20 protein-coding genes are annotated in these 19,039 nt (G+C 65.0%); 15 read left to right on the top strand and 5 right to left on the bottom strand.

Annotated features, from left to right (window positions below; genetic code table 11):
• Nucleotides 1–1,137, top strand: a complete 1,137-nt coding sequence (locus MRUB_RS12470; protein WP_013014726.1) for an AI-2E family transporter — start codon at nt 1–3, stop codon at nt 1,135–1,137.
• Between the two features lie 5 nt (nt 1,138–1,142).
• Here MRUB_RS12470 and tgt read toward each other — a convergent pair whose 3' ends face one another.
• From tgt to MRUB_RS12455, 3 genes are all read right to left on the bottom strand, one after another.
• On the bottom strand, nt 1,143–2,294 hold the full coding sequence (tgt, locus tag MRUB_RS12465) for a tRNA guanosine(34) transglycosylase Tgt (RefSeq protein ID WP_013014725.1): 1,152 nt from the start codon (nt 2,292–2,294) through the stop codon (nt 1,143–1,145).
• A gap of 134 nt (nt 2,295–2,428) precedes the next feature.
• Nucleotides 2,429–3,643, bottom strand: coding sequence for a hypothetical protein (locus MRUB_RS12460; RefSeq protein ID WP_013014724.1), 1,215 nt, complete (start codon nt 3,641–3,643; stop codon nt 2,429–2,431).
• Nucleotides 3,640–4,146, bottom strand: a complete 507-nt coding sequence (locus tag MRUB_RS12455) for a DUF4384 domain-containing protein (RefSeq protein ID WP_013014723.1) — start codon at nt 4,144–4,146, stop codon at nt 3,640–3,642. Before MRUB_RS12455 ends, MRUB_RS12460 begins: the two co-directional genes overlap by 4 nt.
• Before the next feature lie 80 nt (nt 4,147–4,226).
• On the opposite strand from MRUB_RS12455, the gene crcB reads away from it, so the two are divergent.
• The 5 genes from crcB (at nt 4,227) to MRUB_RS12430 (ending at nt 7,377) form a co-directional block, all read left to right on the top strand.
• Nucleotides 4,227–4,601 carry a fluoride efflux transporter CrcB gene (gene crcB, locus MRUB_RS12450; protein WP_013014722.1) on the top strand — a complete coding sequence of 125 codons (375 nt, stop codon included), beginning with the start codon at nt 4,227–4,229 and terminating at the stop codon, nt 4,599–4,601.
• The gene (locus MRUB_RS12445; protein WP_013014721.1) at nt 4,598–4,930 is read left to right on the top strand and encodes a DUF190 domain-containing protein; all 333 of its coding nucleotides are present in this window, start codon (nt 4,598–4,600) and stop codon (nt 4,928–4,930) included. The genes crcB and MRUB_RS12445 overlap by 4 nt, the downstream gene beginning before the upstream one ends.
• 53 nt (nt 4,931–4,983) lie before the next feature.
• A complete protein-coding gene (locus MRUB_RS12440) occupies nt 4,984–5,577 on the top strand; it encodes a sulfite oxidase-like oxidoreductase (RefSeq protein ID WP_013014720.1) in 594 nt (197 codons plus the stop codon).
• Between the two features lie 68 nt (nt 5,578–5,645).
• Nucleotides 5,646–6,263, top strand: coding sequence for a glycerol-3-phosphate 1-O-acyltransferase PlsY (plsY, locus tag MRUB_RS12435; RefSeq protein ID WP_013014719.1), 618 nt, complete (start codon nt 5,646–5,648; stop codon nt 6,261–6,263).
• A gap of 58 nt (nt 6,264–6,321) precedes the next feature.
• Nucleotides 6,322–7,377 (top strand): GGDEF domain-containing protein, encoded by a 1,056-nt coding sequence (locus tag MRUB_RS12430; RefSeq protein ID WP_013014718.1) that lies wholly within the window; start codon nt 6,322–6,324, stop codon nt 7,375–7,377.
• Here the strand turns inward: MRUB_RS12430 and MRUB_RS12425 are convergent.
• Entirely contained in the window at nt 7,374–9,113 is a 1,740-nt protein-coding gene (locus MRUB_RS12425) for a VanW family protein (RefSeq protein WP_013014717.1), read from the bottom strand. The two genes, MRUB_RS12430 and MRUB_RS12425, sit on opposite strands and share 4 nt — an antisense overlap.
• Before the next feature lie 119 nt (nt 9,114–9,232).
• Here MRUB_RS12425 and MRUB_RS12420 point away from each other — a divergent pair, with 119 nt between their 5' ends.
• Genes MRUB_RS12420 through murQ form a run of 3 tightly spaced genes read left to right on the top strand, consistent with a single transcriptional unit; the run spans nt 9,233 to nt 12,483 of the window.
• Nucleotides 9,233–10,660 carry an amidohydrolase gene (locus MRUB_RS12420; RefSeq protein ID WP_013014716.1) on the top strand — a complete coding sequence of 476 codons (1,428 nt, stop codon included), beginning with the start codon at nt 9,233–9,235 and terminating at the stop codon, nt 10,658–10,660.
• A gap of 10 nt (nt 10,661–10,670) precedes the next feature.
• A complete protein-coding gene (locus MRUB_RS12415; protein WP_013014715.1) occupies nt 10,671–11,567 on the top strand; it encodes an N-acetylglucosamine kinase in 897 nt (298 codons plus the stop codon).
• A 16-nt stretch (nt 11,568–11,583) separates the two neighbouring features.
• Nucleotides 11,584–12,483, top strand: a complete 900-nt coding sequence (gene murQ, locus MRUB_RS12410) for an N-acetylmuramic acid 6-phosphate etherase (protein ID WP_013014714.1) — start codon at nt 11,584–11,586, stop codon at nt 12,481–12,483.
• Here murQ and MRUB_RS12405 read toward each other — a convergent pair.
• On the bottom strand, nt 12,480–13,139 hold the full coding sequence (locus MRUB_RS12405) for a GntR family transcriptional regulator (protein ID WP_013014713.1): 660 nt from the start codon (nt 13,137–13,139) through the stop codon (nt 12,480–12,482). The two genes, murQ and MRUB_RS12405, sit on opposite strands and share 4 nt — an antisense overlap.
• Before the next feature lie 77 nt (nt 13,140–13,216).
• Here MRUB_RS12405 and MRUB_RS12400 point away from each other — a divergent pair, with 77 nt between their 5' ends.
• The 6 genes from MRUB_RS12400 (at nt 13,217) to MRUB_RS12375 (ending at nt 18,995) form a co-directional block, all read left to right on the top strand.
• Nucleotides 13,217–13,549, top strand: a complete 333-nt coding sequence (locus tag MRUB_RS12400; protein WP_013014712.1) for a UxaA family hydrolase — start codon at nt 13,217–13,219, stop codon at nt 13,547–13,549.
• Nucleotides 13,549–14,727, top strand: a complete 1,179-nt coding sequence (locus MRUB_RS12395) for a UxaA family hydrolase (protein WP_013014711.1) — start codon at nt 13,549–13,551, stop codon at nt 14,725–14,727. The genes MRUB_RS12400 and MRUB_RS12395 overlap by 1 nt, the downstream gene beginning before the upstream one ends.
• A gap of 3 nt (nt 14,728–14,730) precedes the next feature.
• Complete coding sequence (locus MRUB_RS12390) at nt 14,731–15,657, top strand: hydroxyacid dehydrogenase (RefSeq protein WP_013014710.1); 927 nt, start codon at nt 14,731–14,733, stop codon at nt 15,655–15,657.
• Nucleotides 15,654–16,652, top strand: coding sequence for an Ldh family oxidoreductase (locus tag MRUB_RS12385; RefSeq protein ID WP_013014709.1), 999 nt, complete (start codon nt 15,654–15,656; stop codon nt 16,650–16,652). Before MRUB_RS12390 ends, MRUB_RS12385 begins: the two co-directional genes overlap by 4 nt.
• Nucleotides 16,649–17,908, top strand: coding sequence for an ABC transporter substrate-binding protein (locus tag MRUB_RS12380; protein WP_013014708.1), 1,260 nt, complete (start codon nt 16,649–16,651; stop codon nt 17,906–17,908). Before MRUB_RS12385 ends, MRUB_RS12380 begins: the two co-directional genes overlap by 4 nt.
• Before the next feature lie 187 nt (nt 17,909–18,095).
• Nucleotides 18,096–18,995, top strand: coding sequence for a carbohydrate ABC transporter permease (locus MRUB_RS12375; protein ID WP_013014707.1), 900 nt, complete (start codon nt 18,096–18,098; stop codon nt 18,993–18,995).
• Nucleotides 18,996–19,039: the final 44 nt, after the last annotated feature.

Raw genomic sequence — 19,039 nt, 5'->3', positions numbered from 1 at the left:
ATGAGCACAACCCTGAGCTGGGCCTGGCAGAACCCTTGGATACGCCTTGTGGTGTATTTGCTGCTGGCGGGGCTGGTTTTTTGGCTGCTGAGCTGGGTGCTGAACGGCGCGCGCACCGCCATTGGAATCGTTTCGACGGCCTTTGTATTTTCTTACCTGGCGAGCCCGGTGGTGCGCTGGTTTGAGCAACGGCGTCTGACGCGGGCCTTGGGTGTGGTGGTGGTGTTCGTGGGCCTGCTCTTTTTCCTGGGGCTGGCCACGGTGCTGCTGGCCGGTATGACAACGCAGCTCGCCCGCTTTGTCAACAATCTGCCCAGCCTGGTAGAGCCCCTGGTGGGTTGGGCGCGGGGCCTGCCAGAGCAGATCGGGCGCATCGAGCTGCCGCCGGTTTTGCTCGAGGCCCTCAACCAGGCCACCCTCAACCTGCAAACCCTGCTACAAGCCTTCACCCAGACCCTGCTGCGCGGCTTGCAGAGCCTGCTGGCACAGGGGGGCAACCTGCTGGGTTTTTTCACAGGGCTTCTGGGCGGCGCCTTCCAGCTTTTGACGGTCATTACCATCTCGATCTACCTGCTCTACGACCTGCCCCGCGTGGGGGCGGCGCTGTTCCGCGCGGTTCCGTTGCCCTACCAGCCCAAGGTGCAGGAACTGGCCCAAAAAGCCGATGCAGCCTTTGGGGGCTATGTGCGGGGTACCCTGCTGGGCGCTTTGTTCAACGGGGTGCTCATCAGCCTGGCCATGTACCTGTCGTTCGGGGCTTTTCAGGGGTTTGGGGTGGGGGTGCTGACCCAGGCCATGTCTTTGGGATTTCTGGCCTTTATTTTTAGCTTTGTGCCGGTGCTGGGGGTGATCATCTCGGCCATACCGGCCTTGTTGCTGGCTTTACCGCTGGGCTGGCTGGCTTTTGCGGTGGTGGCCCTGGTGCTGTGGGTTTGCAACCAGATCCAGGGGGTGGTCTGGCCGATCATTATGGGCCGTACCACCAGCCTGCACCCGGTGACCGGCATTGCTGCGGTGCTGATCGGGGGCTCGCTGTTTGGGGTGGCGGGGGCTTTACTGGCCGTGCCCCTGGTGGCCTTTTTCAAAATCCTATACAACGACTACTACCTGAATAGTCGTTTTTACCAGGAGGGTTGAGGCTACTACCAGTGGCCACCTTCCTCGAGGGCCCTGGTAAACCACGCGGGAATCTGCTGCCCAAAGCGTTGGCCGGCGAAGTCCTTAGCAAACTCGCCGTAGTTGCCGGACTGGATGGCCTTTCGGGCGCTTTCCATCAGGCGGTGCAGGTAGCGCAGGTTGTGCAGCGAGATCATGCGGGGGGCCAGCATCTCCTCGGCCCGCACCAAGTGGGCCAGGTAGGCCCGGCTGTAGTGGGTGCAGGCGTAGCAGTCGCAGGTGGGGTCGATGGGGCGGGGGTCGTCGAGGTAGCGCGAGAGCTTGAGGTTGAGCCGCCCCTCGGTCACCAGGGCATAGCCAAAGCGCCCGGTGCGGGTGGGGTAGACGCAGTCGAACATATCCACCCCCAGGGCCACCGAGGCCACCAGATCCTCGGGGTGGCCCACCCCCATCAGGTAGCGGGGTTTGGACTCGGGCAGCAGCCGGGTGGAAAGCTCCACCGCCGGGTACATGCCCTCCTTGGGTTCCCCCACGGCCAGGCCGCCAATGGCCAGACCGGGGGTATCGAAGGCCGCTGTGGCCTCGGCGCTGGCTTTACGCAGGGCCAGGTCAATCCCGCCCTGGGCAATGGCAAACAGGGCCTGGTCGGGCCGGGTTTTGGCCTTAAGGCAGCGCTCGAGCCAGCGCAGGGTGCGTTCGATGGAGGCCTTGAGGTACTCCGGGCTGGCCGGGTAGGGGGGGCACTCGTCGAAGGCCATGATGATATCGGCCCCCAGGGCTTCCTGCACCTGGATGCTGTACTCGGGGGTTAGCTCGATCAGGTCGCCGTTGAGGTGGCTGCGGAAGGTCACGCCCTGCTCGCTGATCTGGCGCAGGTCGCCCAGGCTCATCACCTGAAAACCGCCCGAGTCGGTGAGCCAGGGGCCGTCGTAGGCGGCGAATTTATGCAGCCCACCCAGGGCCCGCACCCGCTCGGGGCCGGGCCGCAGCAGCAGGTGGTAGGTGTTGCCCAGAATGATCTGTGAGCCGATTTCCCTAAGCTCGCGGGGGCTGATGCCCTTGACGCTGCCCTGGGTGCCAACCGGCATGAACAAAGGGGTTTGCACCAGGCCGTGGGGGGTGTGAAAAAGCCCAGTGCGGGCCCGGCCGGACTGGGCGGTGATGGCAAACTCGAACACCTGGGTATTTTGGGGCCTACTGGCCCAAAGTTCAACCGGCCTTACCCCTGCTGGATTTTCCTCACCCCAAGACTCCCCGCAGGAAGGGCAAATTTACTACGATGAGCCAGGGGGCGCAGCTTCCCATGGCGTACTCAGTTGGCAGTGCAGGTGCTGGGGGCCTGGCAGCTAAAGGTGCGGGCCTGCTCGATGCTGGGCCCGTTGTAGCTGGTCTCGAGCCCCTTGCCCAGCACCTTGAAGCCAGCCTCGACCTTGCTCTGGCCGTTGATGCCGGTTTTGAGTCCGGCGGTGCCGTTGTTGCCGTTCAGGGTCAGGTTGATGAAAGGCTTGGTCTCGAGGCTGGGCCCGGCCACCCCATAGAACTTGATGTCCATAGCCAGCCCCGCGAAGGCATTGCCCGTGCCCTGTACCGGAACCGAGTAGTTGAAGGTGGGGTTGAGGGCAAAGTTGGCGGTAAAGGTATTGTTCCATCCCCCGTTGGTGGTGCGGTTGCGGTTGTAGTCGAGCTGGAGGTTGGTGGTAAAGGTGGGGGCAATGCCCACCGAGACCGTCACCTTGCCCCCGGCGTTGCTGCTCACCCCGGCGATTAGCTTGGGCTGCAAGACCACCACCACCGGCACGCTGCCCACCAGAAAGGCCCGTTTGATGTTCCAGGAGGCCAGCTCCTTGCTTAGGCTAAAGGGGCTGTAGCTGGCGTTGGCCTGGATGGTGGCGGTAATGGAGGACTTGAGCGTGCCGCTCAGGCCGGCCCTGAACACCTCCACGCTGCCGTTGCTGAACTTGAGGTTGAAGCTGGGTTTGAGGGTCTGCTCGATAGAGCCGTTGAGGGTGATGCTCCCGCCGGGCACGCCCGGAATATCGAACTTGACGTTGGTCAGGTTGATGCGCCCGGTGAAGTCCTGTACGCTCACGCCATCCAGGGCCTGCACCAGGCTGGCCTCGCCGATGGTGAGGTCGGTCTCGAGGGTTACCTCGCCCGAGGCAATGGCGTCCTCGAGGCTCGCTTCCTCGGTCTGAATGTAAACTTTCCGCACCGCCTGGCTGGAGACCCCGTTCCCCCCCACAAACTGGGCGGAGACGCTCTTGACCTTCTGTAGCAGGCCGTCGTTGCAATTACTTACAAGCACGTCCCCGGCGCTTGCACTGAAGGTGCTGTCGGTCACCACCACCTGGCCGGGGGCCACCTCGGTTTTGTCGGGGTCGAGCACCTTGAGCGTCGCCACCGGCGTAAAGCTGCCGGTCACGGTGCCGGTATCGGTGACGGGTGTGCAGACCTGGGTCTGGGGGCCCGGCGGGGTGCAGGCTGTCAGCCCCAGCACACCGGTCAGGGCTATGGGCCACCATCTCATTGCACCGCCTCCATCCAGGTTTCGGCCACGTCGCGCACCGTGGCAGCGCTCAGGTAGGCCTGGGTGTGCCGGTTGAATTCATCGTTGCTGAGCTTGCCCCGGAAAAGCTCCCGGTTGGTGGCCGGCACATCGGTATACAGCAGCCGGAAGCGCGAAGGCCCCAGGGGCGGCACCACCAGGTAGGCGGCCTGGCCCTGGGCGTTGCGGTCGGTGGCTAGGGGGAAGGTATGGCGGCCTGCCGGCAACTGCACGTTGCGCTCGAGCACCACCGTCGTTCCGTCGCTGTCCATGGTCACCAGGGTCACGTAGCCCGGCTGGCTCAGGGTAAAGCTAAAAAACACCCGCTCGCGCAGTTTGTACTTGCCGCCCTCGCCCCGGTCGGGGGCAAACCCGCTGATGATGGGCTGCAGGCCCCATTCACGGCGCTCTTTTTCGCCAATTCCAGGCTGGGGCGCACAGCCCACCAGCAGCAATACAACTAATGAAAAGCCCAGGAATCTCATCCCAAAAGTCTACCCCTTACTTCCTGAGAGCACCACAGGGGACTGGATTAAGCCGGGCTTTAGACAAGATACTGTGCAGGGTGGAACGCTATCTGCTGGTCATGCTGGGCGGGGCCATCGGGGCCATGCTGCGCTATGGGCTGGGGGCCTGGGTGCAGGGCCTCTTGGGGCCGGGGTTTCCCTGGAGCACTTTTTTGATTAACATCACCGGCAGCCTTCTGATTGGGCTGGTGCTGCGCCTGAGCCTCGAGGGGGCCCTGAGCCCGGAGTGGCGGCTTTTTCTGGCGGTGGGGGTGCTGGGCGGCTACACCACCTTCTCCACCTTTAGCTGGGAGACCCTGACCCTGGTGCAGCAGGGGGAGTGGCTCAAAGCCTTTTTATATGTGGCTGGCAGTGTGGTGCTGGGGTTTGTCTTGGTCTGGCTGGCCTACCGCTGGGCCGGGAGGTGGGTATGAAACTGCAGGGCGAAGCCAAACTGGTGCGCATTTTTCTGGGCGAGTCGGACAAGTGGCAGGGGCGGCCCCTCTACGAAGCGATTGTGCTCGAGGCCAAAAAAGCCGGCCTGGCCGGTGCCACCGTGTTCCGGGGCTTCATGGGCTTTGGAGCCCACTCCCGCATCCACACCGCTAAAATCCTCCAGCTATCCGAAGACCTGCCCATCTGCATCGAAATTGTAGACAGCGAAGAGAAAATACAGGGCTTTTTGCCTACCCTCGACCAGATGGTGCAGGAAGGCCTAATCACCATGGAAAAGGTCGAGGTGATTCGCTACCGCTCCCGCTAGGCATTGTACGTTTGCTTACGGGGCTGGGGCTCGAGCCCAGCTAGGCTAGAGCCATGTTCGGTAACTTCTTCAAGCCCAGGGTAGTGGATCAGCACCGGGTGCCTCCCGGCCAGGTGCTCACCGAAAAATTCCCGGTGCTCACCTACGGTCCCACCCCCACCGTGCGCCCAGAAGAGCTGCAATTTGAAATCAAAGGCCAGGTTGAGGAGCCCAGAACCCTGAGCTGGGCCGATCTGATGGCCCTGCCCCAGTCCGACCTGACCGCCGACTTTCACTGCGTGACCCGCTGGAGCAAGCTGGACGTACAGTGGAGTGGCGTCCGGGTGCTCGACCTAATGCAGCAGGTTCAACTCAAGCCGCAGGCCAGGGCGGTGCTGGTGCACTGCTACGGGGGCTACACCACCAACCTCAGCCTCGAGGACTTTTTGCGCGCGGAGAATATCCTGGCCCACACCCTGTTTGGCCAGCCCCTCCCGCGGGACCACGGCGGCCCTTTGCGCCTGGTGGTGCCGCACCTGTACGCCTGGAAGAGCGCCAAGTGGGTGCGGGGTTTGGAGTTTCTGGATAAGGAGGAACTGGGCTTCTGGGAGGTGAACGGCTACCATCGCCGGGGCGACCCCTGGAAAGAGGAACGCTTTAGCGACTGAGCGCTGGTTCCAGGTGCAGTTCCCAGACGGGCCTTTGGGCCACGGGCTGTTGGGTATAAAATGCCCCAGTGGACTGGACAACCTGGCTTGTTTTGTTGCTAGCTTACTTGTTTGGCGCGATCCCCGCGGGGGCTTGGGTGGCCCGCTACTATGGGGTGGACATCCAGAAGGTGGGTTCCGGGAATACCGGTGCTACCAACATCCTGCGCACCCTGGGGGCGGGCCCGGCGCTGGTGGTGGCGGCTTTTGACGTGCTCAAAGGTGGAATTGCGGTGTGGCTGGCCCGGCTGGTGGGCATCGAAGGCTATTTGCTGGGCGGGGTGGCGCTGGCGGCGGTGCTGGGCCACAACTACTCGGTTTTCCTGCGCTTCACCGGGGGTAAGGGGGTGGCGACCAGCTTTGGCACCCTGCTGTTCCTGGATCCCCTGCTGGCCCTCCTCACATTTCCGGTGGGCGTGGCGACCATGGGGCTTACCCGCTTCGTCTCGGCAGGCAGCATGATCGGCGCCCTTACCGCAGCGGTGGTTGCTGTAGCCCTGGGCCGGCCCATGTGGGAGATCCTGACGGTGGTGCTGCTGGCCGGGCTGGTCTTCTGGACGCACCGCGAGAACATCAAGCGTCTGCAAGCAGGCAACGAGCGCCGTCTGGGGGATAAGGCCAAGATTTCCGATACCGTTACGCGCTAACTGCCTGTGACGCTCAAAACATCGCACGGGGCCCTCGAGCTTCCTCTAGACTGATGGGGTGCGGGGGCTTTTTGTAGCTATTTCTAAAAGCAAAAGACGGGCGGCTTACTTTTGGGCTATTCTGCTGGCCATACCGGTGCTGTTTTTCATCTGGCTGATGCGGCCCGAGGAGGGTTTTATCCGCTGGCTGTACCCGGCGTTTATCCTGATGTGTGCGGGCTGGGCCTGGCGGCTATACCGCGGGGTTAATCTGGGTGCTATTGAGCGCGAGACCATCGCTACGGTAACGCTTTTCTTTACCATCAAGCTGGCTTATTACCTGTTCTGGGGCAACCTCGAGCAGAACTGGGTCGAGATCGAGAGCACCTACTGGGTCATGGCGTTTGTCATGGTTCTGCTTTACATCGTATTCGATGCCCGCAAGGGTCTGACATACAGCCTGGCCCTGGCGGTGGTGACCCTGATCCTGGGTCTGTTGCGGCTGGGGGGCGAGGTGGCCCAGGGCCAGTACAGAACCGAGTTTCTGGCCTTTGTGCGCTCGGAGATGCGGCTTTTTGCTATGGCGGGTTTGCTATACGCCCTGGCCATCGTCAAGGATCAGCTTGCCCTGGCCAACCGGCAGGTGGAAGAGATGCATGCCCTGGCCCGCACCGACCCCCTGACCGGGCTGCCCAACCGCCTGGCCCTGAGCGAGCTGCTGGAAGAAGCCTCGCAGCATATGCATGGTTTGTATTTGGTGCTGCTGGATATCGACCGCTTCAAGCAGATAAACGACCGCTTTGGTCACGCAGCCGGCGACGAGGTGCTCAGGGAGGTGGCCCGCCGCCTGCGGGTTTCCATGCGCAAGGAGGATGTGTTGGGGCGTTGGGGGGGCGAGGAGTTCATGATCTTGATGCGTGGTGAGAGCCAGCAGGATGTGCCGGCGGCGGTGGAGCGCTTACGGGAAGACATCGCCTTCTGGCCTTTTAAGCTGGTGGGCCCGGTTTCGGCGAGCTTTGGGGTGGCCGAAGGGCATATAGGCGACAGCATTCATGCTTTGGTAGAGCGGGCCGACAGGGCCCTGTACGAAGCCAAGCGCCTGGGCCGCAACCGGGTGGAGATGAGCCCGGCCTAAGGGTTCCTCGAGGCCACCTCGTCCGCTGGGATGGGGGTCTGAGGCCCCACCAGATACACCGCCCGCCAGGGGCGGAAGTTGGAGTTGAGCACGTCCACCTCCACCCGCCCGTCGGGGCGGGTGATGGTGCGGGTGATGCGGGTGCGGAAGCCATCCACGGCCCAGTCCACCTGCTTAATCTGCCCGGGGCGCAGGCTGGGATCTACGATGTACTGCGGGGGCGGGTGGGGGGTGCGGGCAAGGATGACCGGCTTGGAGACCGCTACCTTGCGGCCATCGGGGAGGCCGTACAGCCGCACCGTGAGGCTGGAGCGGGTAAAGCTGGTGCGCACGATGATGGGGCCTGGGGTGTCGTTGCTGGCCCGCAGATTGAGATAGGGCTGGTACACCGCGGCGTCGTAGCCCACGATGGGGTCGTACCAGCGCACCCGGTAGGCGTGCTGGTTGCGCTCGAGGATGGGCAGGCCGGCTTGGTACAAAGCCCGGAAGGCCGTGGTGGAAACCTGGCAAACCCCGCCCCCCACGCCCTTGACCGTGCGCCCATCGGAGATGATCAGCGCCTCCTTGAAGCCGTTTTCGGGGCTGATGCTGCCGATGGCCTCGTTGAAATTGAAAACCCCTCCCGCGGGCACCACGTAGCCGTCCAGGTTGCGGGCAGCGGCGTGGACGTTGGCGATCCGCTCGGGGCTCGAGCCGCCGTAGTGCGTGGTGGCTTCGGCCAGGAGTTGAAGGTTCTCGGCCTTGGGCAGGTCGGCGGCCCGCACCTGGGCGGCCTTGGGCACCACGGTCAGGTGAAACTCGCTCAGATCGGGCCGCAGAAGGGCCAGCTCGAGGCGCTTGCGGCTCTCGGGCTGGTTCATCTTCCAGCCATTGACCTCGGGCTGCACCGTGAGCTGGCCCCCGGGGCCTGGGGAGTAGCGGGCGTCTTTGGGTAAGCGGTCGTGGCGGGTGGCTATCTGGGCCAGGAGCTTGCGCAGGGCCTGGGTGTTAACCCTGACCTCCTCCTGCACGCTTAAAAGCGAGGCCACCTGGGCCGCGCCCAGGCTGTACCGGTGGCGTTTTCCGCTGCCGCTGGGAGGGGGTTCGGTGTAGATCAGGTCGAGGGGGCGCAGGAGCTCGTTGGCCCGGCGGGCCACCGGCTCGAGCACGGCGGCGGTAACGCGGGGGGTGATGGTTTTGGGGAAAAACTCGAGCACGGTCAGTTTGGGGTGTTGTAGATAGCTCTCGACTGCGCTCTGGACGTCCAGCTCGAGGCCTGGCTTTTCCGGAATAACCACGAACCGATCGTTTTTGAAGACCACCCTGGCGTTGGTGGGGGGGCGCTCGAGGCCCCGGGCGATGGATTGCAGCCGCTTTTCCAGGATTGTGGCATCCACGCTGGGCACCAGCGGAACCTTGATCTGCCCGCGCAGGGCGGCCAAACGCTCGCCCAGGCTTGTCCGTCCTACTGCAAAAGCGCGCAGGGCGGTGGCCCTGGCATCGAGCCTCCAGCCCAGCTCGGCCGCGGAGACCTCGAGGGTTTGATTCCCTGCCTTGAGGGTAAGCCGGGGCAGGGGGGTGTTTTGCGTGGCGGCGGCAATACGAGCCTCGGCCTCTTCCAGGGTCAGGCTTCCCACCAAAACCCCAGCGGCCTCGACGCCTGCATAGATGCGGTTGCGGTGGTAATGCTCAAAGGCTGCCCAGCCCAATGCTAGACCAGTTGCCAGACCCAGCCCGACCACCACGCTGCGCCTCATCGGACTCCGAGTATAGCCGCCCGCTATAACCTGGATTTGGGGGCGAATGCCCAATCGGGCTGTACAGAACCTCCACCCCCGGCTTGAGCCAGGGGCATCGGCGGGATAGGATGCCTTCCATGCTGCTATACGGGCGCGTTGAAACCATGACCGAGGCCGGCCAGGTCGAAGCGGTGTACCTGGAGGGTGATCGCATTGCCGATGTGGGCAGTCTGCAAGACCTGAGCGCGCGGTATCCCGGTGCAAAAAAGCAATTTTTCGAGCAGATCACCCCCGGTCTGCACGAAGCCCACGCCCACCCGCAGATGTGGGGCCTGCAACTCGACAGCCTGGATCTGGAGGGGCTGACCGACCCCCAGGCGGTGGCGCAGCAGGTGGCCGAGAAGGCCCGTGCCCTGCCCCCCGGCGGCTGGATTCGCGGGGGCGGCTATCTTTTTCGGGCCTATCCCACCCGCGAACTGCTGGATGCGGCGGCCCCCCACCACCCCGTCTTCCTGCAAAGCCGCGACCGGCACTCGGGCTGGGCCAACACCAGGGCCCTCGAGCAGGCCGGTATCACCGCCCAGACCCCCGACCCGCCTGGTGGGGTTCTGGTGCGCGATGCCCAGGGCCAGCCCACCGGCTACCTGCTGGAAGCCGCCCAGGAGCTTGTGCAGCGGGTGATGCCAAAACCCGGCCTGGCCGAACTCGAGCGCGGCCTCCATGATCTGGCCCGCCGGGGCTACACCGCCGTGCACCATATGGGCTGGTGCCACTTTAGCCTGGCCGAACAACTGGCAGAATCGGGCCGCCTGCCGGTGCGGTTGTGGTGGGCCCTGGATCGCGACCACTGGCGGGAAGCCCGGCCCGGCTGGCGGGGCGACAGCCTGGAGATCGCCGCGGTCAAGTTTTTTGCCGATGGGGCCTTGGGCAGCCGCACGGCCTGGATGGTGGAGCCCTACCCCGACGGCTCGCACGGGCTGGCGCTCGATGCCCTCGAGCTCATCCTGAGCGAAGGGCGGGCCGCCCTGGAGGCCGGCCTGGGCCTGGTGGTGCACGCCATTGGAACCCGGGCGGTGCAGGGGGTCTTGGAGGTGTTCCACCAACTGCAACCCATCTCCAGGCGCATCTTTCGGCTCGAGCACGCCCAGCACGTGCGCGATGCCGAGCTGGCCCGGCTGGCCGGCCTCAACCTGGCCCTCTCCCTGCAGCCCATGCACCTACTGGGCGACGCCGAGCTGGTGCGGTTTCACCTGAAGGGCCAGGAGCACGAGGCCTTCCGCCTGCGCGACCTCTGGAAGACCGGCCTGCCTGTGGCCTTTGGCTCGGATGCCCCGGTGATGAAACCGCTCTACGAGCTTAATCTCCAGGCCGCTACCCAGCACCCCCTGAACCCGGCCCAGAGCCTGACACCGGCTGAGGTTTTGTGGGCTCATACCAGGGGGGCGGCGCTGGCGGCGGGCTGGCCCCAGCACGGCCAGATTCGCCCAGAGGCCCCCGCCGACCTGACCCTGTGGGAAAACGGACGCCCTGTTGGGCGGGTGTTTCGGGGCGGGCTCGAGCTTTAGGAGAAAGCCCATGCGCTATGCCCTGGGTATTGATGGTGGCGCCAGCAGCGGTAAATGGGCGGTGCTGGATGAAGAAGGCCGCCTGGTGGCTCGAGGACGCACAGCCCCCCTTGTGGGCCACCTGTTCGACGAAAAGGTAAAGGCCCAGACCCTGGCCGCGCTGGATGGGCTGCTGCGGGAGGGCCGGTCATTTGCGCCGATGGCGGTGGTGGCCGGTGTTGCTGGTCTGGATGCGGGCACCAAGGAAGCCCAGCAGCTCGGTGCATATATCCAGCAAGCCCTGGGGCTTCCAGAGAACCGGGTGCTTGTCCTTAACGATATGGAACTGGTCTACCGGGCCCACTTCGCCCCTGGGGAGGGCATCGTGGTCTATGCCGGAACCGGTTCGGTGGCCTACAGCATCGTCCAGGACGGTACGGTTTACCGCGCGGGCGGGCACGGTTTTTTGATTGGCGACGAGGGGGCCGGGTTCTGGATAGGGAAAACCGCGCTGCGCCAGGTGTTGCGCTGGCGCGATATGGGATTGGATGCCGCTTCGTACCCGCTGGCCCGGCATCTGTACAGGGCGCTGGGGGGCTGTGACTGGCCGCACATTCGCGCGCAGGTGTACGGGGGTGGGCGGCAGGCCGTGGCCGGGCTGGCCCCGGCGGTGGGCCGGGCGGCCCTCGAGGGCGACCAGGCCGCAACCCAGATCTTGCTTCAGGCCGGGCGCGCGCTGGCCGACCTGGCCCTGACCCTGCGCCAGCGGCTGGGGCCCCTGCCGGTGGTGCTGTGCGGGGGGGCCTTGCAGGTGAGCCCGCTCATCGAGCAAGGAGCCCGAGAAATGCTGGAACTGACCGTTCAGCACGCCTCGAGCGCCGAGGCCGCCGCCCGCATGGCCTGGGCGCTGTTCAGGTCTGGCATTTAGAATCGCTGGAGTATCTATGAAAGAGCCCTTTATAGCCACCGAGCAGATCAACCAGGCCTTTCGCGACCTCGAGACCCGCCCCACCCCAGCGATCCTGCAGGCCCTAGTGGAGGATCAGCTCCGGGCGGTGGAGGCCGTGCAGCGGGCCCTACCCCAGTTGGTAGACGCAGTCGAACAGGCAGCCGAACGCATGAACGCGGGGGGGCGCCTGATTTACGTGGGGGCTGGCACCAGCGGACGCCTGGGGCAGCTCGATGCCTCCGAACTGCCCCCCACCTTTTCCTGGCCAAGGGAGCGGGCGGTGGCCTGTGTCGCTGGGGGCCGGGAAGCCCTGTGGCGGGCGGTGGAGGGCGCCGAGGACGACCTCGAGGCCGGAAAGCGCGACCTGCTGGCCCTGCATCCCACGCATCACGACGTGGTGATTGCGATCGCGGCCTCCGGCACCACCCCCTACCCGCTGGGGGCGGTGGGCGCCGCCAGGGAGGTGGGAGCCCTGACCATCGGTATCGCCAACAACCCCCAGACGCCTTTGGTGCAGCAGAGCCAGATAGGAATTGTGCTCGAGACTGGCCCCGAGGTGATCTCGGGCTCAACCCGCCTCAAGGCCGGTACCGCGCAAAAGATAGCCCTCAACGCCTTTTCCAGCGCACTGATGGTGCGACTGGGCAAGGTGTATGGCAACCTGATGGTGGATGTGCAGGCCACCAACGCCAAGCTGCTGGCGCGGGCGGTGCGCCTGACCGTGGCGGCCACAGGGGCCTCCGAGGCCCAGGCCAAAGCAGCCCTGGAAGCCTGTGAGTACCGCGTCAAGACCGCCATTGTGATGATCGAAAAAGGGCTGGATGCCCCGGCAGCCCAGGCCCTGCTGAATAGGGTGGATGGGAATGTGCGGCGGGCCCTGGCGGTGGGGCCTTAGCGCTTGGCCTGGTGCAGCAGGAATTGCTCCAGGGCCTGCCCGGCGTTGCGCACGTGGGTGCGCATGGCGGCCTCGGCGGCCTGAGGGTCTTTGTCGCGCACCGCCTGCAAAATAGCCTGGTGTTCGGCCCGCGACTGCGGTAAGCGCCCGGGGATGGCCGCCGAGCTGTTGATGAGCATGCGAATCTGGCCGTCTATGGTCTCGGCGGTGGCCAGCAGGCGCTTGCTGCCGGCGGCTTCCCAGAAGGTGCGGTGAAAGGCCAGGTCGAGGTCGCCGTAGGCGTCCATATCCCCCCGTTCCGCCGCTTCGCGCTGCTTTTCGAACAGCCGCTCGAGCCTCTTGAGGAGGGCTTTTCCATCGTTCTCAACGGCCAGACGGGCCGCCAGCCCCTCCAGCACCTCGCGCAGGCTGTAGATTTCGCGCACGTCCTCGAGGCTCGGTTCCAGCACAAAATAGCCCCGGTGGGGCACCGCCACCACCAGCCCCTCCCGCTCCAGCGCGGCCAGGGCCTCCTTGACCGGGGTGGGGGAGAGGCCCAGCTCCTCGGCCAGTACCCGCACCACCAGCTTCTGGCCGGGGGGGATTCGGCGCCCCAGAATGGCCTGCCTGAGCGCCTTGTAGGCTTCGCGGTTCAGGGTGGTGCGGTGCAGGGTCATCCTCGGTCTTCCAGTTTAGCACATTGACCACAAAATATTTTAGATATAAAATCTTGCAGAAACCAAAGGAGGATCTGGTGGCATATAGGGCCTTAGCGCATAAAAGCACCGATGATGTGGCGGTTGCGGTGGCCGACTTGAAAGCCGGCGAGGAGCTGGTCATTCACAGCCTCGAGGGCGGGCAAACCCACAGGGTCAAACTGCTGGAGGATATTCCGCTGGGGCACAAAATTGCCCTCAGGGACATGCCCGAGGGCCATGTGGTTATCGAGTACGGCGAAAAGGTGGGCCGCATGACCCAGCCCGTCAAAAAAGGTGGCTATGTACACGTGCACAACATCCGCACCCTGCGCTGGGACTACGGCAGCAAGAGCAAAAGCCAGAAGGCCAGGGCCAAAGGGGGCCGCTGATGCCGAGGAAAGCCGCCTCTAAAGAGCTACAACTGACCGGCTACCGCCGTCCCAACGGGGCGGTGGGGGTGCGCAACCATGTGCTGATCCTGCCAGTAGACGACCTTTCCAACGCCGCTGCCGAGGGGGTGGCCCGGCTCATCCACGGCACCACCGCCCTGCCGCACCCCTACGGGCGCTTGCAGTTCGGCGCCGACCTCGAGCTCACCTTCCGCACCCTTTCGGGCCACGGGGCCAACCCCAACGTGCATGGGGTGGTGGTGATCGGCATCGAGCCCAAGTGGACCGACCGGGTAGCCTCGGCTATCGCCAAAACCGGCAAACCGGTGGAGACCTTCTCCATCGAGCGCCACGGCGACCTCAACGTGATCAACGCGGCCAGCCGGGTGGCCTACCGGATGGCGCAGGACGCCTCCGAGCTCAGGCGCGAGCCCATCCAGGTCTCGGAGCTGGTGCTCTCCATCAAGTGCGGCGAGTCCGATCCCACCTTAGGACTGGCCGGCAACAAGGCCCAGGGCCGGGCGGTGGATCGACTGGTGGATATGGGGGCCTCGGTCATCTTTGGCGAGACCTCCGAGCTCACCGGCGGCGAACACCTGATCGCCAACCGCTGTGCCACGCCCGCCCTCAAGCGCAAATTCATGCAGATCTACAACGACTACATCCGCATGATTGAGGCCCAGGGCGTTGACCTGCTGGGCTCCCAGCCCACCGAGGGCAACATCCGCGGCGGCCTTTCCACCATCGAGGAAAAAGCCCTGGGCAACATCCAGAAAACCGGCACCCGCCCCATCCAGGCGGTGCTCGACTACGCCGAGCCGGTCAAGCCGGGCCAGGGTCTGGTCTTTATGAACAGCTCTTCCGCCGGGGCCGAGCAGGTAACGCTCTGCGCGGCGGGGGGCAGCGTGCTGCACTTCTTCACCACCGGCCAGGGCAACATCGTGGGGCACCCCCTGATTCCGGTCATCAAGGTCTCGCCCAACCCCATCACCTGCAGCACCATGAGCGAGCACATCGACGTCAAGCTGCCGGATCTGCTGGTGGGCGATATCAACCTCGACCAGGCCGCCGACCGCATCCTCGAGGTCTTCGCCCGCACCGTCAATGGCCGCCTGACCGCGGCCGAGCTCCTGCGGCACAACGAGTTCGTCATCACCAAGCTCTACCCCAGCGCCTGAACCATGATAGTGGTTTGCGAGTTCATCACGCCCAGCGGCCTGCAGCGCCTGCAGCAAAGCGGCCTCGAGGTGCACTACGACCCCCACCTCTGGAAAGACCGCGAAGCCCTCAAGGCCCGGCTGGCCGGGGCCAGCGCGCTGATCGTGCGCAACCAGACCCAGGTCAACGCCGAGCTGCTGGCCGCCGCGCCCCGGCTGCGGGTGGTGGGGCGGCTGGGGGTGGGCCTGGACAACATCAACCAGCCCGACCTGAAGGCCGCCGGGGTTCAGCTCTACTTTGCCCGGGGCATCAACGCCAATGGCGTCGCTGAGTATGTAATGGCCGCCATGCTGCACCTGGCTCGCAACATCGCGGGGGCGGCGGCCCATGTGGCGGAGGGCGGCTGGAACCGCACGGCCTTTGGGGGGTTCGAGCTCTCGGGCAAGACCCTGGGCCTGGTGGGCCTGGGCGAGGTGGGGCTCCGGGTGGCCCGGCGGGCCCGGGCCTTTGGCATGCGGGTGGTGGCCTCCGACCCCATGCGCCTGCCCTGGGAGAGCGCGGTGGAAGACCTGGGGATTGAGCTGGTCTCGACCCCGGAGGTGCTGCGGCGGGCCCAGTTCCTCTCGCTGCACGCCCCGCTAACCCCCGAGACCAGAGAACTGATCCGGGCCGAGACCCTGGCCGCCATGCCCCGGGGCAGCTTTCTCATCAATACCGCCCGCGGTGAGCTGGTGCAGCAGGCCGACCTGGTGGCGGCCCTGCGTTCGGGCCACCTGGCCGGGGCGGTGCTGGACGTGGTCGACCCCGAGCCCCTGCCCCCTGAACACCCGCTGCGGGGTGTGGAGAACCTGTGGATCACCCCCCATGTGGCCGGCCTGACCGCCGAGGCCCAGGAGGCGGTGGGGTTGCGGGTGGCCGAGGGGGTTTTGAACATCCTGGGGGTGGCATGAGGGTTCCTTATCCCGTACTCAAGCAGGCGGTCTCGAGCCACTTCCAGGGCCTGGGGCTGGCCCCGGATCATGCCGAGGCCTTCACCGAGGTGATCCTCGAGGCCGAGCTCGAGGGCAACCTGGGGCACGGCCTGACCCGGATTGCCCAGTACACCGCCCAGCTACAGGCCGGTGGGCTCAACCCCCGGCCGCAGATGCGTTTGGAACGAACCAAACCCGGGGTTGCAGTTCTGCATGCCGACGGCGCACCCGGGCCGGTGGCCGGGCTTTTTGCAGTGCAGGCGCTGGCCCCGATGGCCAGGGAGCAGGGAAGCGCCGCCCTGGCCGTGCGCGGCGCGGGGCATTCCGGGGTGCTCTCGGCGTACGTGGGCCGGCTGGCCCAAGAGGGCCTGGTAGCCCTGGCCTTTGCCAACACCCCCCCGGCCATCGCCCCGGGGCCGGTGCTGGGCACCAACCCCATCGCCCTGGGCGCGCCGGCCGAGCCCCAGCCGGTCATCATTGATACCTCCATCTCGGTGGTGGCGCGCGGCAAGATCATCGCCGCGGCTAAAAAGGGCGAGCCCATCCCGCCGGGCTGGGCGCTCGACAAGGAGGGTCGCCCAACCACCGATGCCAAGGCTGCGCTGGAAGGCTCACTGCTGCCCATTGGCGAGGGCAAGGGGTTTGCGCTGGCAGTGCTGGTGGAAATTCTGGCCGGGGCCCTGGCGGGCGACGTGCTCTCGCCCGAGCTGCCCCTGCCCTGGATGCCCCCAGCGCAGGCCGCCAAGCCGGGGCTGCTGCTGCTGGCCTTTGACCCCGCCGCCTTTGGCCCGGGCTACAGGGGCCGGGTGGCCCAGCTCATCGAGGCTCTTAAAGCGGCCGGAGGCCGGATTCCCGGTGCGCGCCGGGCCGCTTTACGAGAGAAAGCCTTGGCGGAAGGTCTGGAGGTCAACCAGACGCTTCAGGCCGAACTCGGTACACTAGGCGTGCATCTACAAGGAGGAGGGACAAGATGAAGAAGTTGTTTTGGCTACTCGTCGCTGTGCTGGTGTTTTCAACCGCCCTGGCGCAGCAAACCCGCCTGCGGGTGTTCGTGGGAGGTCAGCAGCGCCCGGACGTGATGCGGAAGATTTTCGACCTCTACCAGTCGCGCAACCCCGGCGTTCGGGTTGATCTGGAGGTGGGTGGGGCTACCTCCGATCAGCAGCAGCAGTACCTCACCACCGTGCTGGCTTCGCGCGATCCCAGCATCGACGTGATCCTGATTGACGTTATCCGCCCCGCTCAGTACCTGGCCAGTCGCTGGGCTGATACCCTGGACAAGTATCTGCCCGCCGCTTCGCGCCAGAACCTGCTGCGGCAGTACCTGCCGGCCTACTCGCAGGCCAACGTGATCAACGGTCAACTGGTGGCCCTGCCGGCCTTTGCCGACGCGATGTTCCTCTACTACCGCGCCGACTTGCTGGAGAAGTACAACTTCAAGCCTCCCACCACCTGGGATGAGGCCATCCAGCAGGCCCAGACCATCCTGCAGCGCGAGAACAACCCCAACCTCAACGGCATCGGTTATATCGGCGCACCCATCGAAGGGACGGTCTGTACCTTCCTGCTGCCCATTTGGGCGGCTGGTGGCGATGTGACCAACGCCCAGGGCCAGTTCAGCCTCACCGTGGAACAGGCCCAGCGCTCCTTGCAGTTCTGGGTCAGCCTGATGGATCGGCGGGTTTCTCCCCCCAACATGGCCGAAAAACCCCAAGACACCATCCGCCAGGAGATGCAGGCCGGGCGCTGGATCTTCGGTACGCTGTTTGCCTATGCCTGGAACAGGTTCCAGAACGACCCCGACAGCCAGGTCAAGGGCAAAATTGGCGTGGTGCCCCTGCCCGCCTTCCCTGGGGGCCGCCAGGCGAGCTGCCTGGGCGGCTGGCAGTGGACCGTCTCCGACTTCAGCCGCAACAAAGCGCAGGCTCACCGCCTGGTGCGCTTCCTGAGTAGCCCGGAGGTCTCCAAGATTCTAGCCATTGATGCTTCCAACCTGCCGGTCTTCCCCTCGCTGTACCGCGATGCCGACATCCTGCGGGTGAACCCCTGGTTCGCCCAGGCTTTGCCTGTGGTGCAGGCAGCCCGTGCACGTCCGCAGCATCCGCGTTACGCCGAGATCTCCGAGGCCATCCGGGTTAATACCAACCAGGTGCTGGCCCGGCAGAAAACCCCCGAGCAGGGTGCCCGCGATATCGTGAACCGTCTGCAGGCGATCTACAGCGGCCGATAAATAGCCGATTGGGGTAGGGGCCTGCCGCCCCTACCCCTCAACCGGTGTTTTTTGTTTGCACAACACAAGAACAGCTCTTTTTGGCACAAGCCATGCACAGATGGCCCAAGACCGACCCAACAATCTCCAGGCATAGCGGAATGGCGATGACCGAGTGGCTGGGCCAAGGATTTACCGGGAGGTGCGCATGATTCAGCCCAAATACCGCCGCAGCTTTGGCGACCTGAGCGAGCGCGCCCTGGCCTTCTGGCTGCTGCTTCCGGCGGCCTTGCTGCTGGGGTCGGTGGCCTTGTATCCGGTTGCGCGCTTGATCTATAACAGCCTGTTCCAGCGCCGCCTGACCGATGAAACCGGCAGCAACCCGGTGTTCATTGGCTTTGCCAACTTTGCCCAGGCCCTTTCCGATGAGCGCTTCTGGACGGCTTTGTGGAACACCCTTCTGATTGTGCTGGTGACGGTGCCGGGGGCGCTGGTGGTGGGGCTCTTGCTGGCCTTGCTAGCCAACCTGCCTTTTCGCGCCAAGTGGCCGGTGCGCCTGGGTCTGTTGCTACCCTGGGCTTTGCCGCTGGTGTTCGCTGGGCTGATTTTTAGATGGTTTTTTGACAGCCAGTATGGAGTGGTCAACGATGTGATCGTGCGCTTAGGGGGCGAGCGGCTGTTGTGGGTAACCACGCCGGAGCTGCTGTTCTGGGCCATTTGCTTCAGCATCATCTGGAAAAGCAGTTCTTTTGTGGCCCTGATTTTGCTGGCCGGGCTGCAGGTGATTCCCAAGGAGCTCTACGAATCGGCCTCGGTGGATGGGGCCAGCCGCTGGCAGAGCTTCTGGCGGATCACCCTGCCGCTCCTGACCCCGGCCATCCTGGTGGCGGCAATCTTCCGCACCATCACGGCTTTCCAGACCTTTGACATCCCCTTTGCGATGCAGAATGGGGGCAGCTCCTTCGAAACCCTGGCTATGTATGTGCGCACCATGAGCATCGAAAACCTCAACTTTGGCTATGGGTCGGCCCTGGCGGTGCTGATGTTCCTGATCAGCCTGGCGGTTACGCTGGTCTACCTGCGGTATGTGAGGGGGGCCGATGATTAGGCTCGAGCGGCCCGCTTCCTTCGGGGCTTGTCTGCGCCCTGGCG

The organism is Meiothermus ruber DSM 1279, from assembly GCF_000024425.1.
Classification (GTDB): Bacteria; Deinococcota; Deinococci; order Deinococcales; family Thermaceae; genus Meiothermus; species Meiothermus ruber.
This window is presented reverse-complemented; position numbering and strand designations above follow the sequence as displayed.